Genomic DNA, 14869 nt, shown 5'->3' with positions numbered 1-14869 from the left:
ATTTAAAAGTACATGCAAAACATATAGATAATAGCTGGCATGCCCTTTGCTCAATACCACTATCTCAATGTAATGGTTAATCGCAGGGTAACGAACATGGCAATCCAGGTAAAAAACAACATCCAGTGGGTCGGACAGCGTGATTGGGAAGTGCGTGATTTTCACGGCACGGAATATAAGACTCTGAAGGGCAGCAGTTACAACAGCTATCTGATCCGTGAGGAAAAAACGGTATTGATTGATACGGTGGATCACAAGTTCAGCCGCGAGTTTGTCCAAAATCTGTCGGCGGAGATCGATCTGCAAACGCTGGACTACATCATTATCAACCATGCGGAAGAAGACCATGCCGGTGCGCTCAGCGAACTCATGGCACAGATCCCCAATACGCCGATTTACTGCACCGCAAATGGCATTGATTCAATAAATGGCCATCATCACCATCCCGAGTGGAATTTCCACGTGGTGCATACCGGTGACAGCCTGGATATCGGCAATGGCAAACAGCTAATCTTTGTCGAAACCCCGATGTTGCATTGGCCAGACAGCATGATGACCTATATCACCGGTGATGCGGTGCTGTTCAGCAACGACGCTTTTGGCCAGCACTATTGCGATGAGCATCTGTTTAACGACGAGGTCGATCAGAATGAACTGTTTGAGCAATGCCAACGCTATTACGCCAATATCCTGACCCCCTTCAGCCGTTTGGTCACGCCAAAAATCACCGAAATTCTCGGGTTTAATCTGCCGGTGGATATGATTGCCACTTCGCATGGCGTGGTGTGGCGCGATAACCCAACGCAAATTGTGCAACGCTATCTGGAGTGGGCAGCAGACTATCAGGAAGATCGCATCACCATTTTCTACGACACCATGTCGAATAATACGCGCATGATGGCGGATGCCATTGCTCAGGGGGTCAATGAAATCGATCCCCGCGTGGCGGTAAAGATCTTCAACGTGGCGCGCCATGATAAAAACGAGATCCTGACTAACGTCTTCCGCTCCAAAGGGATCCTGGTCGGCTCATCGACCATGAATAACGTGATGATGCCAAAGGTTGCCGGGCTATTGGAAGAGCTTACCGGCCTGCGCTTTCGCAACAAAAAAGCCTCGGCTTTTGGCAGCTATGGTTGGAATGGTGGGGCCGTCGATCGCATCCAGACCCGGTTAATGGACGGTGGTTTTGAAACTACGCTGGCGTTAAAGGCCAAATGGCGGCCCGATGGCGATACGTTGGAAATTTGCCGCCAGCATGGCCGCGATATCGCCCGCCAATGGGCCATTTCTCCTCTGCCAGCAGGGAAAACGGTTTCCATAGATACCCCGACAGTGGCATCAACTACTCCGGCCCCCCTAAGTACTGAAAGCGCCGATTTGGGGCCATGCATGCAGTGCAGCGTCTGCCTATGGGTTTACGATCCGCAGCAAGGTGAGCCGATGCAGGATGTCGCTCCAGGAACGGCCTGGCAAAACGTGCCAGACGATTTCCTCTGCCCGGAATGTGCAATGGGCAAAGAGGTCTTTGATGCGATGAAGTCGGAGGCCAAATGAACCACGGCATTCTGATCGTTGGCTCCGGATTTGCGGCCCGCCAGTTGGTTAAAAGCCTGCGTAAGCTAGATGGCAATGTGCCGATTAGCCTGATTGCTGCGGACAGCTGCGATGAGTACAACAAACCAGAGCTGAGCCACGTCGTCAGCCAGAATCAATCTGCGGATACATTGACGCGGCAAACGGCGGGCAGCTTTGCGGAACAGTACCGCGTTACGCTGCATCCGAACACGCGCATCACCGCGGTGGATACCCAGCAAAAAACGGTAAGTAGCGATGAGCAGTGCTGGCCCTACGATAAGTTGGTGCTGGCCGTGGGGGCCTCGGCCATCGTGCCGTCAGTACCGGGTCATCAACATATGCTGACGTTGAACAGCCAGCAGGAATACCGCCGCGGGGAAACGGTGTTGTTACAGGCGCAACAGGTGTTGATCCTGGGTGGGGGGCTGATTGGCTGTGAACTGGCCATGGATATGTGCCGGGCGGGCAAGCGGGTCACGCTGGTCGACAAGGCCTGTAGTTTGATGTCGACGCTGATGCCGGTTGAGGCCAGCAGTGGCTTACAGCAGCGTTTGCAGCAGATGGGCGTAGAACTGGTATTCAACCAACAATTGACGGCTGTTGAGCCACGAGAAAATGGCATACGGGTAACGCTGAACCATCGGCGCGAGTTGCTGGTGGATGCGGTGGTCTCTGCCATTGGGTTGCAGCCGAATATTGCCTTGGCACAGCAGGCTAATTTGCAGGTTAACCGGGGGATCCTGGTCGATCGGTGCTTGCAGACGTCGGCGAAAGACGTTTATGCGCTCGGTGACTGTGCAGAAATCGATGGCCAGCTAATGCCTTTCCTGCTGCCTATCCAGTTCAGCGCCACGGCTCTGGCCAAAAATCTGTTGGGGATGGCCGAGTCAGTGAAATTCCCCGCCATGTTGGTCAAGGTGAAGACGCCCGACCTGCCTCTGCATCTGGCGGGCGAAACCCAGCGCCAGGATTTGAGTTGGTCGATCACCGTCGATCCTCAGGGCATGATTGCCAAAGGGATGGATCAACAGCAGCAGCTACGGGCATTTATCGTTAGTGAAGATCATATGAAGCAGGCGTTTGGCCTGTTGAAAGTGCTGAATGCCTGAAGGCCATTGCCAGAATATTGCGACACTATTCATCCCCAGGGGGTTAGTCATGAAATACCGTATACCAGCTGATTACCGACATACACGTTCAACACCGTTCTGGGATCGAGACACGGTTCCGGGTGCCTTACTGACCCATCACAATACCAAAAAGGGAGTTTATGGTCGGCTTTCCGTGATGCAGGGGGCGGTGAAATATATCGGCTTTAACCACGAGCATGCCACTGAAGCGGAAATTGAAGTGATAATTTCGGCTGGGCAATTTGGCGTCAGCCCGCCTGAATATTGGCACCGCATTGAGTTATTAACGGCAGATACCTACTTCAACCTGGATTTCTTTGCTACGCCCGACCTGGAGATGGCAGGCGAGGGATTTGGGCAGATGGTTAACCAGAAAAGTTGAAGGGGGGGCTCAAGCGGGCAGAGGATGTCCGCTTGGTATGACAGATACTCCCCCCCACTAAAGACTCTCGATCAAATCCCCCAACGTTATCATCAGCATCATCGGATCGAGGGGGGAAGGTTCAAATCCTACTCGTAGATAGAATTCTCTGGCCTCAACGGATAACGCATGCACCAGCATTCCGCGAATGCCAATGGTTTCCGCAACCTGGATAACCCGTAATCCGGCATCACGCACTAATGCACGCCCAACCCCCTGCCCATGCAACGCTTGATCCACCGCTAGCCGTCCCAATACCACCACCGGTATAGGGTCGGGCATATTGCGGCGAAAACGGCCAGGGGCTGCATTAGTCATTACGGCGCTGGATGCCAGAGAGTAATAGGCCATTATTTTCATGTCATCACAGCAAACGAAAGTACGAGACGCACCCGTTAACTGGTTTTTTATTGCCCTCTGCTTCAGCCAATTATCCATGCTTTCCACGCCACAGCAGAAAGCTGTTCTGACATGCTCGGCACGGAGAGGTTGAGGAAAGGAGATCACTTTTTTTGATCCCACGGTGCAACAGAACGCATGGTCTTGCGTAATGCATCATTGGGTGCAGGAGCCTGATCCAAACGTGTCAGGAACTCTTGGTAGGCTTCGGGATCGACCATGATAATACGCTGCTCAATCAATGCCTCTTCCGCGGCAGCACGAGCGGCATCCAGCACGAAATCAGTGCGGTTTTTTCCTCTGGCTTTCGCGGCACGATCGATAAGCTCACGCTCAGCGGTCTTGATCCGCAGATTTAATGTTTCACGCCTTACGGGAACACTGTTAGCTGCCGACATGGTGAAATCCTCAATGTATTACTGGATGCTAAGTATACAGGCGTGTAACGTTAATGTCATTACACACATATTGCCGAGGAGTTTGTTTGGGGAACCTGAACCTGTGAGGCCCCCAAATCTCTGGAGGCCAATTAACCCAGAACAGCAGCTAAATCAGCTGCCAGGTCATCGATGTTGAAGCCAAAAAGGCGTGTTTAACACTTCTCCCTGATGAGAATTGATAATAAGGAAGATGATTCCTCGTTGCTCGCTATACAAGAAGATGGAGTCCTTTATAGAGGGAAACGTAATATAGCGTTAAGATCGGTACCGGAAGGTAAATCGTCGCTGCGTACTGCTAAAACTCTTGCTCCGGTAGCCATTGCTCGTTTGGCAATCTCATCAATTAAATCGTAGGCGTCATCCTCATCGTTGTCACTGAAAGTGATTAATCCCTGTTCATCAATGGTGCCTTTCAGCTTGCAGTCGAGGTTAATCAGTAACAAATCAATGGCGCCGAACGTGGCTGCTCTTGCCGCATCTGAAAGATCCTGAGTAACCCGACGTTCTCCTAAGCGCGTTTCAAAGCGCGAGGCTAACGCGTTCAATTGCTCCTGATAATAGTTATCCATTAATGGCCGAACCAACGTTACTAATTCAGAAGTACCAAGGTGCTCTGCATTCTTGAAAAGCGTTTCATCTGTCAGGTTAGCCAATGAGTTTGTTGAACGGTAGATCGAGGCCAGCGGCTCGGTACTGACGAGGAGAAGCGGAGAGTCATGTCTGGCAAACAGCGGACGTAAGGCCTGGTCAATTTTGCGAGTATATTGCGCCAGTCGTACTTTGTGATGTGTCGCGCCATGGTGGTGGTCATTCAATGCTGCATCCCCCATGGCATCCTTCATGGCGGTGGGCATCTCTGGCACTGTCATCTCTTCTGCGGGAGCATCAGCAAAAAATTCGATCAGGCGCGTCTGGTTTTCAGAGAGTGCAAGGATGTAGGCCGAATGTGGGAAGGTTAACGCACGTAGTAATGGTTTAAGGTAGAAACGTTTGCCCACCTCAAGTCGATTGGATAGCTCATTGGCCAGCCGGTAAGTTCGGATACTGTCTGGTGTTGCAAGCACCGCCAGGCTGCGTGCATGCAGGTCCCAAAATGACTCATCTTCCAGCACAGAACGAAGCTGTTCTTCCAACAAGGCAACACGGCGTTTTGTAATGGTCTAATGATCCAGGCCACTGTCTGCAACCTGCAGCAGCGCCTCCTTGATGAAGTTACCAAGTTGAATTTTACTGGCCTCTAAGTGCTGGCGTAGAGGCGAGGTTTCAAGATAAATCGAGATACAAGCATCCGCATGAATATCGGCTAAGTAGGCATATTCTTCACGGCTAGGGATATCAACATAAAGCATGTTCACCTCGCAAAATGACAAGATTATTTAGGTGGTACGGCTTCTTTGGGGTCTTTCCGCTAACATCTGTGGTGAGAGCCTTAAGCAGACAAACAGCCCGTACTCTAACAATAGTTGCTTCCGTGATGACCGGGGGACGAACAGGTTATTTTTTATGCGGTTTTAATGAGGTGTTATCGTTCTGCTGCCGGGATAAGTGAGGTTTCACGGCGTTGAATCAAACCGAGTGCTCTTCTCACCACCGGTTCAATCAAGGGGGGGACCCATCCAATTCTGCCCACATCACCAGTGGCTTTTGAGCCAAAGGATGGTCTCGCCGACAAGCCAGCACAAAGGATGATTGGTATGCCGTGGTGGCAGTTTTTAATCAGTCAGGGTTTTTTGTAGAGGAAAACGTTTAGCGGGCTTATAGCGGGGAAGTTTTAACCCAAAAGCAAAAAACCCGCCATAGGCGGGTTCTTCTAAATGATGGTGCCCGGACTCGGAATCGAACCAAGGACACGGGGATTTTCAATCCCCTGCTCTACCGACTGAGCTATCCGGGCAACGGGGCGCATTAAACCGTATTGGCCGTGCAGCGTCAACGGATTTGTGACGAAAAACGTGAAAACAGCGCCGATTGCTGGCTTTTCAGGCAAAGGCCGCGTAATTCTGCCTCTGTTGCCACCAGGTCACTGCATATCACGCTTTAGCTTAACGCACCGAACTGACGGCACTGGGCAATATGCAAGATATCTTCGGCCAGTCGTTTGGCGACGGCCACATCCTGCAACTGGCGTTTTATCAGCAGTTTACTCAGGCAGCCTTCCTGTACCAGCTCCATTTGCTGCGCTACCGAATCGGCGTCGTCGGCATCCATCTCACGCAACAGATCGCGGGTGAAGTCCAGCGAGGTGATCTTCTGCTGCTCGGCCAGTTGATGGATCGGGTGGTCGCTCTCTGGGAAGAAGCTACAGGCGGCAATAAACAGGCAACCTGGATAGCGTTCATTCTGCACGTGCTCTGCCAGCACGTCGTAACGCGCCAGCAGCTTTTGCTGCGGGCTCAACGTCTCATCAAGCTGCAACTGGCGGCGCCAGGTATCAATCTGCTGGCCGTGGTAGCGCAGGCAGTCATACAGCAGTGCCTCACGGTCCGGCCAGAACGGTTTGAAATCGCTGTATGGCACACCCAGTTTTTCTGCCAGCATTTCCAAGGTGGTGGTCGCCAGGCCCTGTTTTTCCAACAGCTCCAAGGCTGTATTTAAAACCTGTTCACGTTGCACTAGTGCTCCCTCCAAAAAATGTTCTGAAACTCAGTGTCGTTTACCGAGTGGTTTTCTGCAAATGTGCGTCGAAGGCTTCTGCGTTCATAAAGCCCGTCACGCGGGCTGCGGGTAACTCTTTGCCATCTCGGTCAAAGAACAAAATGGTTGGCAGGCCAAGCACCTGCAAGTGCTTGAGCAAGGCTGCCTGCTCGGCATTGTTGGCCGTTACGTCGGCCTGCAGCAACACCGTATCGGCCAATTGGGCCTGCACTGCCGGAGCGCTGAAGGTGTACTTCTCAAACTCTTTGCAGGCGACACACCAGTCCGCGTACAGATCCAGCATCACTGGCTTGCCCTGCGCCTGTTGTAGCGCCTGATTAAGCTGCTCAACGTTATTGATACGGGTGAAATTCAGATGCGGCTGGGCCGCCTGCTCAGAGGCGGTGTTACCGAATGCCCAGTCTTGCAATGGACGCGCCGAAATTACCAGCGCCGCCAACAGCAGCACCTGGACGGCTCGAGTCCAGCCACGGGATGATTTCAGGCTCAGGACGAATGCCCAGCCGAAGAATGCCAGGCCGAGCAGGCTCCACAGGCGCAATCCCCAGACATCGCCAATCACCCGCTCAAGCAGGAACACCGGCAGAGCCAGGATCACAAAGCCAAAGGCTTCCTTGACGTACTGCATCCACGGGCCGCTGCGTGGCAGCAGGCGGTTGCCGAACAGCGTCACAATCACCAGCGGGATACCCATCCCCAATGCATACAGATACAGCGTGCCGCCACCGGCCCACATATTGCCGCTTTGGGCGATGTACAGCAGGATGGCGCTGAGCGGGGCGGTGGTGCATGGTGAGCAGATCAGGCCTGCCAGAGCGCCCATCACAAACACGCCCACCAGCGAGCCACCCTGCTGGGTGTTGCTCCAGTTGGCCAGCCGCGTTTGCAGTGAAGAGGGGAGCTGCAAGGAGTAGCAGCCGAACATGGACAGAGCCAGGGCGACAAACAGCACCGACAGACCGATCAGCACGTAAGGGTGTTGCAGCGCGGCCTGGAACTGCAACCCGGCGGCGGCAACCACCAGGCCGAGCAGGGTATAGGTCAGCGCCATGCCTTGCACATACACCACGGCCAGCACCAGAATGCGCCCGCTGCTGTGTGGCCGCTCACGGCCCAGAATAATGCCGGAAATCAGCGGATACATCGGCAACACGCAAGGGGTAAACGCAATACCGATACCAATCAACAAGGCCCACAGGGGGGAGAAGGGCAGATTGGCCGGTGCTGTTTCTGCGGGTGCTATGGCTACCGGTGCTGCGGGCTCTGCGGCAAGCGCCACTGCGCTCAGTGGGATCACCCGGGTTTCAGGTGGATAGCAGAAACCGGCCTCAGCACACCCTTGGTAGGTGACGCTCAGGCTGGCATTGTCACCCGCCTGCAACAGGGGAATGCTCAGGGCCAATGGCTCCTTGAATATCGCTACCTCACCAAAGAATTCATCTTTATGCTTCAGCCCGGCGGGCAGCTCGAACTGGCCTAGCGTTGCCTGCTGTGGCACCAGCTTGATTTGCTGGCGGTACAGGTAGTAACCAGGGCGGATTTGCCAGCTTAGCGTCAGCTGGGGGCCCTGTTGTTTAAAATCAAAGGCAAATGCCTGATCGACGGGGACGAACTGGTTCCCCGCGTTTTGGCCGAACAGTGAAGCCTGGGCCGCAGTGGGCAGGAAGAACAGGCTGCAAAGCAGCAATATCAGTTTAATGAGGCGTTGATCCATGACAGGTAATCTTTATCTCCAGCCATCACCGGCAGCACCAACAGTTCGGGTGTCTGGTACGGGTGATGTTGTTTCAGGTAGGTGAGTAGCGCTTGTTGATGCTGGCGATCGCTTTTAAACAGCATCTGCACTTCGTATTCCTGTTGCAGTTTCCCTTCCCAGTAATACAGTGATGTTGCCCCAGGCAGCAGCGTGGCGCAGGCCGCCAGTTTCTCCCCCAGGACGCGTGCCGCCAGCTCTTGCGCCGTGGCTTCATCGGGTGCGGTACAGAGTATGACGATAGCTTCGCAATCAGACATCTTCGGCCCTCTCAACCAGGTTTGGTAACAGGGCACTATACCCTGAAGCGGTGTTGGCTAGAAGGTTAGATTATCAGCAGCAGGGGAATGAGGAGGAGAAAGCGGGGCCGAAGCCCCGCTTGAGGATCACAGAATAACGCTGCCAATCAGGAAACCGAAGATGACGGCAAACGCCACGCCCAAGGTGCCAGGGATCAGGAACGGGTGGTTAAACACGAAGCGCCCGATGCGTGTCGTCCCGGTATCGTCCATCTGTACCGCCGCCACCAGGGTAGGGTAGGTTGGCAGAATAAACAGGCCAGAAACGGCAGCAAAGGAAGCGATCGCCGTCAGCGGGGTGACGTTCAGGGCCAGCGCCATCGGCATCAACGCCTTGGCAGTGGCGGCCTGAGAGTACAGCAACGCCGAACAGAAGAAGAAGATCACCGCCAGTAACCAAGGATGGGATTGGATCACGGTACCCGCAGTCTCTTTAATCCAGTCAAGGTTGGCCTGCACAAAGGTGTCACCCAACCAGGCCACGCCCAGGATACAGATACAGGCGCTCATCCCGGCCTTAAAGGTGCTGGAATTCAAAATCAGGTCGGTTTCGATGCGACACAGGATGGTGGTCAGGGTGGCCACGCTCAGCATGATGATCAAGATGGCATTGGTGGTGTTCATCAGCGGCGTCGTCACCAGACCCATGCTTGGGCTGTTGATGATGGCATACGCCACTACGCTCAGTACACCAGCCAGGAACAGCAGTACGGAGGTTTTCGCACGCGGTTTGATCACGATTACGTTCTCACCACGCAGGGCAACCAGGCCTTCTTCGAAGCGCTTTTGATACACCGGATCGTCAGATAGCTTGGAGTCAAATAGCCAGGTAACCAGCAGCGACATCAGTATCACAGCCAGGAAGGTGGAAGGGATCACCACCATCAGCAAGTGTAGGTAACTCACGCCGTGCCCTTCCATAACGGAAGACATGTATACCACCGCTGCCGAGATAGGCGAGGCGGTAATGGCAATCTGCGCAGAAACCACGGCAGTAGACAGTGGGCGGCAAGGTTTGATGCCTTGTTCTTTGGCCACTTCTGCAATTACCGGCAGGGCCGAGAGGGAGATATTACCGGTACCGGCGAAGATGGTCAGGAAATAGGTGACGATTGGGGCCAGAATGGTGATGTATTTTGGGTTCTTGCGCAGCAGTTTTTCGGTTTGCTGCACCAGATAGTCCATCCCGCCAGCGACCTGCATGGCGGCGATAGCGGCGATAACCGCCATAATGATTGAAATAACGTCGAAGGGAATGCTGCCTGGCTTAACGCCAATCATCGCCAGCACCAACACCCCAAGACCGCCTGCAAAGCCTATTCCGATACCGCCCAGCCTGGCCCCCAAAAAGATGGCCAGTAGAACGATCACCAATTCTACTACTAGCATAGTGTTTACCCCTTAAAATGGATTTTTATGAAAACCAAACGTTACAACTTTGTGTTTTCGGAAAGAAAAAAGGCACGCTATCCAGAGGATTAGCGTGCCTTTCAGGCTACCGGATGAGTCTATTATTGTTCATTTTCATCTGTATAGCGTTTCGCCTTATATGCCGGGTGCATCAGGTTCTCTACGGAGAAGATATCATCCAGCTCAGCTTCGGTCAGTAAACCGCGTTCCAGCACGACTTCACGTACGCTCTTGCCGGTTTCAGCACAGATCTTGCCGACAATGTCACCGTTGTGATGGCCAATGAACGGGTTCAGATAGGTGACGATACCGATAGAGTTAAATACGTAGTACTCGCACACTTCTTTGTTGGCGGTAATACCGTTAATGCATTTTTCCAGCAGGTTATAGCAGGCATTGGTCAGGATGTGAATTGATTCAAACATCGCCTGGCCAATCACCGGTTCCATCACGTTCAACTGCAATTGGCCTGCTTCGGCGGCCATGGTAACGCAAGTGTCGTTGCCGATCACCTTAAAGCAAACCTGGTTAACCACTTCTGGGATCACCGGGTTCACTTTGGCTGGCATGATGGAAGAACCGGCCTGCAGTTCAGGCAGGTTGATTTCGTTCAGGCCAGCGCGTGGGCCGGAAGACAGCAGACGCAGGTCGTTACAGATCTTGGACAGTTTGACCGCCAGGCGTTTGTGCGCACTGTGCACCATCACGTAGGCGCCACAGTCGGAGGTGGCCTCGATCAGGTCTTCGGCAGGGACCACCGGCAGGCCACTGACTTCCGCCAGTTTCTTAACAGCCAGGTGTTGGTAACCTTCCGGGGTGTTCAGCGCGGTACCGATCGCCGTCGCGCCGAGGTTCACTTCCAGCAGCAACTCTGCGGTACGGTGCAGGTTACGGGTTTCTTCATTCAGCAACACGCTGAAGGCGTGGAATTCCTGGCCCAGGGTCATTGGCACCGCGTCCTGCAACTGGGTACGGCCCATTTTCAGGATGGTTTCGAACTCTTTGGCCTTACGGTCAAACCCTTCACGCAGTTGGTTGATAGCATCGATCAGTTTCTGGTTGGAGGCGTAAACCGCGATGCGGAACCCGGTTGGGTAAGCGTCGTTGGTAGACTGACACTTGTTGAGGTGATCGTTAGGGTTCAGGTATTGGTATTCACCCTTCTGGTGACCCATCAGCTCCAGGCCGATGTTTGCCAGTACTTCGTTGGTGTTCATGTTCAGCGAGGTGCCAGCACCGCCCTGGAACACATCCACCGGGAATTGATCCATGCATTTGCCTTTATCCAGTACTTCATCACATGCCTGGATGATGACGTCGGCAATTTTACGTGGGATGGTATGCAGCTCTTTGTTTGCCATGGCGGCGGCTTTTTTTACCATCACCATGCCGCGCACAAACTCAGGAACGTCGCTGATTTTACTGTTGCTGATATAGAAGTTTTCAATCGCACGCAGAGTATGAACACCGTAGTAGGCTTCTGCAGGGACTTCACGTGTTCCTAATAGGTCTTCTTCGATACGAATGTTGTTTGACATGAGAACCTTCTCTATGTTGCTGCCGAATATAATTATGTGCAGGATAACAAAATAATGTTGCCGAGCGGGTCTACTGCGGAAGTATTGACCGCAGCTATTGTCGCTACCCAGATCATATGCTGGTTGGTAATAAATGAATGAACGTAGATCACTATATGGTGCTTCAGCAAATGACAGCTTTTGGTTTCTGTGAAGGGCTTCACGTTTGCGGCAAAGAGAATAAAAAAGATCGCCCGGTTGAAATGGCGGCGGGAAGCCCCCATTGTATGAAGGTTGGCCGATTGGCGGCCCCATTTATCACGTATGCGCCATCGGGCGGGTACGCCGACTCTACCTAGAGGAGAGAACCAGGTGCGCTGGTTACCGTTACTGCTGATATTTCTACTGGCTTACATAGAGATATCCTTGTTTATCAAAGTTGCCGCCGTGTTCGGCGTGGCAATGACGCTGCTGCTGGTGGTGTTTACCTCCTGCGTCGGCGTTTCCCTGGTGCGTAACCAGGGCATGAAGACCTTTGTGCAGATGCAACAGAAGCTGGCGGCGGGCGAAAGCCCGGCAGCGGAGATGGTGAAAAGCGTTTCACTGGTGCTGGCGGGCTTCCTGCTGGTGATACCGGGCTTCTTCACCGATTTCCTTGGCTTGTTGCTGCTGTTGCCGCCGGTGCAAAAATCGCTGACGCTGAAGCTGATGCCGCATCTGAACATTTATCGCCCAGGCGGTTGGGGCCAGAACGGCGGAGCCGCCAATGGCAATACCTTCGACGGTGAATTCCAGCGCAAGCAAGACGACCGCTACACCTTGGATCATCAACCCGACGATCGCGACAAGCGTGACGATCGCTGATATTTCCCCTCACCCTAACCCTCTCCCAAAGGGAGAGGGGACCGAACGTGCTACATTTGCCCCCGCTACCTGACCGCGACTCTGGACTACCCCCTCTCCCTAAACAAGTGCCCATGTGTTATCCGGTCCGTATAGTGGGAGAGGGTCGGGGTGAGGGGGCGATTGGCCGTGTTTTTGCTAATGGCGTTCACCGCAGGCCATCAAATCGAAAATTTTTTTGCTGCTGCCCCTTGAAGGGGGATGGAACGCCCCCATTTCAAATCCCACGGAGCCGGTATCAATAATCTGGCGCACAACCCTAAATCTGATAGAAACCTTCTTACAGGAGAGCGTTCAATGAGTATTCGTCCATTGCATGACCGCGTTATCGTCAAGCGCAAAGAAGTTGAATCAAAATCTGCTGGCGGCATCGTTCTGACTGGCTCTGCAGCGGGTAAATCTACTCGTGGTGAAGTGGTAGCCGTTGGTAAAGGACGTGTTCTGGAAAGCGGCAACATCCAGCCGCTGGATGTGAAAGTAGGCGACATCGTGATTTTCAACGACGGTTACGGCGTGAAAGCAGAGAAGATCGACAATGAAGAAGTGTTGATCATGTCCGAAAGCGACATTCTGGCAATTGTTGAAGCGTAATAACGCTTTATAAATCTTCTGAACTGAACGAGTTGAAGGGAAATACCAATGGCAGCTAAAGACGTAAAATTCGGCAATGACGCTCGCGTGAAGATGCTCCGCGGTGTGAATGTTCTCGCTGATGCAGTAAAAGTGACTCTGGGCCCGAAAGGCCGCAACGTAGTGCTGGATAAATCCTTCGGCGCTCCTACCATCACCAAAGATGGCGTATCTGTTGCTCGTGAAATCGAACTGGAAGACAAGTTCGAGAACATGGGTGCACAAATGGTGAAAGAAGTTGCCTCTAAAGCGAACGACGCTGCGGGCGACGGTACCACCACTGCAACCGTACTGGCTCAATCCATCATCACCGAAGGCCTGAAAGCTGTGGCTGCCGGCATGAACCCGATGGACCTGAAGCGCGGTATCGACAAAGCGGTTATCGCTGCGGTTGAAGAACTGAAAAAACTGTCTGTACCTTGCTCTGACTCTAAAGCTATCGCTCAGGTAGGCACCATCTCTGCAAACTCCGACGAAACCGTGGGTAAACTGATTGCAGAAGCGATGGAGAAAGTGGGCAAAGAAGGCGTGATCACCGTTGAAGAAGGCACCGGCCTGCAAGACGAGCTGGACGTGGTTGAAGGTATGCAGTTCGATCGCGGCTACCTGTCTCCGTACTTCATCAACAAGCCAGAAACCGGTTCTATCGAGCTGGAAAGCCCGTTCATCCTGCTGGCTGACAAGAAAATCTCCAACATCCGTGAAATGCTGCCAGTGCTGGAAGCCGTTGCGAAAGCGGGCAAACCACTGCTGATCATTGCTGAAGATGTTGAAGGCGAAGCGTTGGCTACCCTGGTGGTTAACACCATGCGTGGCATCGTGAAAGTGGCTGCGGTTAAAGCACCTGGCTTCGGCGACCGTCGTAAAGCCATGCTGCAAGACATCGCTACCCTGACTGCTGGTACCGTGATCTCTGAAGAGATCGGTCTGGAGCTGGAAAAAGCTACCCTGGAAGATCTGGGTCAGGCAAAACGCATCGTAATCAACAAAGACACCACCATCATCATCGATGGCGTGGGCGACGAAACCACCATTCAGGGCCGCGTCTCCCAGATCCGTCAGCAGATCGAAGAAGCGACCTCTGACTACGATCGTGAAAAACTGCAAGAGCGTGTTGCTAAACTGGCTGGCGGCGTTGCCGTTATCAAAGTTGGCGCCGCAACTGAAGTTGAAATGAAAGAGAAGAAAGCCCGCGTTGAAGATGCCCTGCACGCTACTCGTGCTGCGGTAGAAGAAGGCGTGGTTGCTGGCGGTGGCGTAGCGCTGATCCGTGTAGCAGACAAAATTGCTGGCCTGAAAGGCGATAACGAAGACCAGAACGTGGGTATCAAAGTTGCCCTGCGTGCTATGGAATCTCCACTGCGTCAGATCGTGATCAACGCCGGTGAAGAAGCTTCCGTGATTGCCAACAAGGTGAAAGCAGGCGAAGGCAGCTTCGGCTACAACGCTTACACCGAAGAATACGGCGACATGATCGCGATGGGTATCCTGGATCCAACTAAAGTGACCCGTTCTGCTCTGCAGTACGCGGCCTCTGTAGCTGGCCTGATGATCACCACCGAGTGCATGATCACTGACTTGCCGAAAGAAGACAAGTTAGACATGGGTGGCGCTGGTGGTATGGGCGGCATGGGTGGTATGGGCGGAATGATGTAATTCCCCTCACCTCTGTGAGCTAACCACAAAACCCGGCTTCGGCCGGGTTTTTTATCATTGAATAAACATCCATTAACA

The 14869-nt window shown here is 53.2% G+C and carries 15 protein-coding genes and 1 tRNA gene; 6 read left to right on the top strand and 10 right to left on the bottom strand.

Features of this window, described 5'->3' with window-relative positions:
* Window positions 1-96 precede the first annotated feature (96 nt).
* Genes norV through ACX9GU_RS24845 form a run of 3 tightly spaced genes read left to right on the top strand, consistent with a single transcriptional unit; the run spans window position 97 to window position 3090 of the window.
* Window positions 97-1557 carry an anaerobic nitric oxide reductase flavorubredoxin gene (gene norV / locus ACX9GU_RS24855; RefSeq protein ID WP_473193234.1) on the top strand — a complete coding sequence of 487 codons (1461 nt, stop codon included), beginning with the start codon at window positions 97-99 and terminating at the stop codon, window positions 1555-1557.
* A complete protein-coding gene (gene norW, locus ACX9GU_RS24850; protein ID WP_473193233.1) occupies window positions 1554-2687 on the top strand; it encodes an NADH:flavorubredoxin reductase NorW in 1134 nt (377 codons plus the stop codon). The genes norV and norW overlap by 4 nt, the downstream gene beginning before the upstream one ends.
* Before the next feature lie 49 nt (window positions 2688-2736).
* A complete protein-coding gene (locus ACX9GU_RS24845; RefSeq protein ID WP_473193232.1) occupies window positions 2737-3090 on the top strand; it encodes a TehB family protein in 354 nt (117 codons plus the stop codon).
* Between the two features lie 57 nt (window positions 3091-3147).
* Here ACX9GU_RS24845 and ACX9GU_RS24840 read toward each other — a convergent pair whose 3' ends face one another.
* The 10 genes from ACX9GU_RS24840 to aspA all read right to left on the bottom strand — a co-directional run bounded on the left by ACX9GU_RS24840 (window position 3148) and on the right by aspA (window position 11623).
* Window positions 3148-3636, bottom strand: coding sequence for a GNAT family N-acetyltransferase (locus tag ACX9GU_RS24840; protein WP_473193231.1), 489 nt, complete (start codon window positions 3634-3636; stop codon window positions 3148-3150).
* A complete protein-coding gene (locus tag ACX9GU_RS24835) occupies window positions 3633-3926 on the bottom strand; it encodes a type II toxin-antitoxin system TacA family antitoxin (protein ID WP_071682943.1) in 294 nt (97 codons plus the stop codon). Before ACX9GU_RS24835 ends, ACX9GU_RS24840 begins: the two co-directional genes overlap by 4 nt.
* Window positions 3927-4198: 272 nt before the next feature.
* Window positions 4199-5101: a baeRF11 domain-containing protein gene (locus ACX9GU_RS24830; RefSeq protein WP_473193230.1), complete on the bottom strand. Its 903-nt coding sequence runs from the start codon at window positions 5099-5101 to the stop codon at window positions 4199-4201.
* A gap of 27 nt (window positions 5102-5128) precedes the next feature.
* Window positions 5129-5317 carry a hypothetical protein gene (locus ACX9GU_RS24825; RefSeq protein ID WP_473193229.1) on the bottom strand — a complete coding sequence of 63 codons (189 nt, stop codon included), beginning with the start codon at window positions 5315-5317 and terminating at the stop codon, window positions 5129-5131.
* Between the two features lie 469 nt (window positions 5318-5786).
* Window positions 5787-5862: transfer RNA gene (locus ACX9GU_RS24820), tRNA-Phe, on the bottom strand.
* Window positions 5863-6005: 143 nt separating this feature from the next.
* On the bottom strand, window positions 6006-6581 hold the full coding sequence (locus ACX9GU_RS24815) for a transcriptional regulator (RefSeq protein ID WP_021807590.1): 576 nt from the start codon (window positions 6579-6581) through the stop codon (window positions 6006-6008).
* 40 nt (window positions 6582-6621) lie between these two features.
* Window positions 6622-8337 (bottom strand): protein-disulfide reductase DsbD, encoded by a 1716-nt coding sequence (locus ACX9GU_RS24810; protein WP_473193228.1) that lies wholly within the window; start codon window positions 8335-8337, stop codon window positions 6622-6624.
* The gene (gene cutA / locus ACX9GU_RS24805; RefSeq protein ID WP_021807588.1) at window positions 8313-8636 is read right to left on the bottom strand and encodes a divalent cation tolerance protein CutA; all 324 of its coding nucleotides are present in this window, start codon (window positions 8634-8636) and stop codon (window positions 8313-8315) included. The genes ACX9GU_RS24810 and cutA overlap by 25 nt, the downstream gene beginning before the upstream one ends.
* Window positions 8637-8762: 126 nt before the next feature.
* A complete protein-coding gene (locus ACX9GU_RS24800) occupies window positions 8763-10064 on the bottom strand; it encodes an anaerobic C4-dicarboxylate transporter (RefSeq protein ID WP_024484767.1) in 1302 nt (433 codons plus the stop codon).
* A gap of 122 nt (window positions 10065-10186) precedes the next feature.
* Entirely contained in the window at window positions 10187-11623 is a 1437-nt protein-coding gene (gene aspA, locus ACX9GU_RS24795; RefSeq protein ID WP_473193227.1) for an aspartate ammonia-lyase, read from the bottom strand.
* A gap of 351 nt (window positions 11624-11974) precedes the next feature.
* Here aspA and ACX9GU_RS24790 point away from each other — a divergent pair, with 351 nt between their 5' ends.
* The 3 genes from ACX9GU_RS24790 to groL all read left to right on the top strand — a co-directional run bounded on the left by ACX9GU_RS24790 (window position 11975) and on the right by groL (window position 14791).
* Window positions 11975-12466 carry an FxsA family protein gene (locus ACX9GU_RS24790; RefSeq protein ID WP_261461673.1) on the top strand — a complete coding sequence of 164 codons (492 nt, stop codon included), beginning with the start codon at window positions 11975-11977 and terminating at the stop codon, window positions 12464-12466.
* A gap of 336 nt (window positions 12467-12802) precedes the next feature.
* Complete coding sequence (locus ACX9GU_RS24785) at window positions 12803-13096, top strand: co-chaperone GroES (protein ID WP_004952634.1); 294 nt, start codon at window positions 12803-12805, stop codon at window positions 13094-13096.
* Between the two features lie 48 nt (window positions 13097-13144).
* Window positions 13145-14791 carry a chaperonin GroEL gene (gene groL, locus ACX9GU_RS24780; protein ID WP_059199513.1) on the top strand — a complete coding sequence of 549 codons (1647 nt, stop codon included), beginning with the start codon at window positions 13145-13147 and terminating at the stop codon, window positions 14789-14791.
* The last annotated feature ends 78 nt before the right edge of the window (window positions 14792-14869 follow it).

Source organism: Serratia sp. K1WW1, assembly GCF_055790865.1.
This window is presented reverse-complemented; position numbering and strand designations above follow the sequence as displayed.

What these genes read in the sequence shown, in the direction of transcription:
- norV (WP_473193234.1), top strand. Translation starts at nt 97, where the DNA reads ATGGCAATCCAGGTAAAAAACAACATCCAGTGGGTCGGACAGCGTGAT.
- norW (WP_473193233.1), top strand. Translation starts at nt 1,554, where the DNA reads ATGAACCACGGCATTCTGATCGTTGGCTCCGGATTTGCGGCCCGCCAG.
- ACX9GU_RS24845 (WP_473193232.1), top strand. Translation starts at nt 2,737, where the DNA reads ATGAAATACCGTATACCAGCTGATTACCGACATACACGTTCAACACCG.
- ACX9GU_RS24835 (WP_071682943.1), bottom strand. Translation starts at nt 3,926, where the DNA reads ATGTCGGCAGCTAACAGTGTTCCCGTAAGGCGTGAAACATTAAATCTG.
- ACX9GU_RS24825 (WP_473193229.1), bottom strand. Translation starts at nt 5,317, where the DNA reads ATGCTTTATGTTGATATCCCTAGCCGTGAAGAATATGCCTACTTAGCC.
- ACX9GU_RS24810 (WP_473193228.1), bottom strand. Translation starts at nt 8,337, where the DNA reads ATGGATCAACGCCTCATTAAACTGATATTGCTGCTTTGCAGCCTGTTC.
- cutA (WP_021807588.1), bottom strand. Translation starts at nt 8,636, where the DNA reads ATGTCTGATTGCGAAGCTATCGTCATACTCTGTACCGCACCCGATGAA.
- ACX9GU_RS24800 (WP_024484767.1), bottom strand. Translation starts at nt 10,064, where the DNA reads ATGCTAGTAGTAGAATTGGTGATCGTTCTACTGGCCATCTTTTTGGGG.
- aspA (WP_473193227.1), bottom strand. Translation starts at nt 11,623, where the DNA reads ATGTCAAACAACATTCGTATCGAAGAAGACCTATTAGGAACACGTGAA.
- ACX9GU_RS24785 (WP_004952634.1), top strand. Translation starts at nt 12,803, where the DNA reads ATGAGTATTCGTCCATTGCATGACCGCGTTATCGTCAAGCGCAAAGAA.
- groL (WP_059199513.1), top strand. Translation starts at nt 13,145, where the DNA reads ATGGCAGCTAAAGACGTAAAATTCGGCAATGACGCTCGCGTGAAGATG.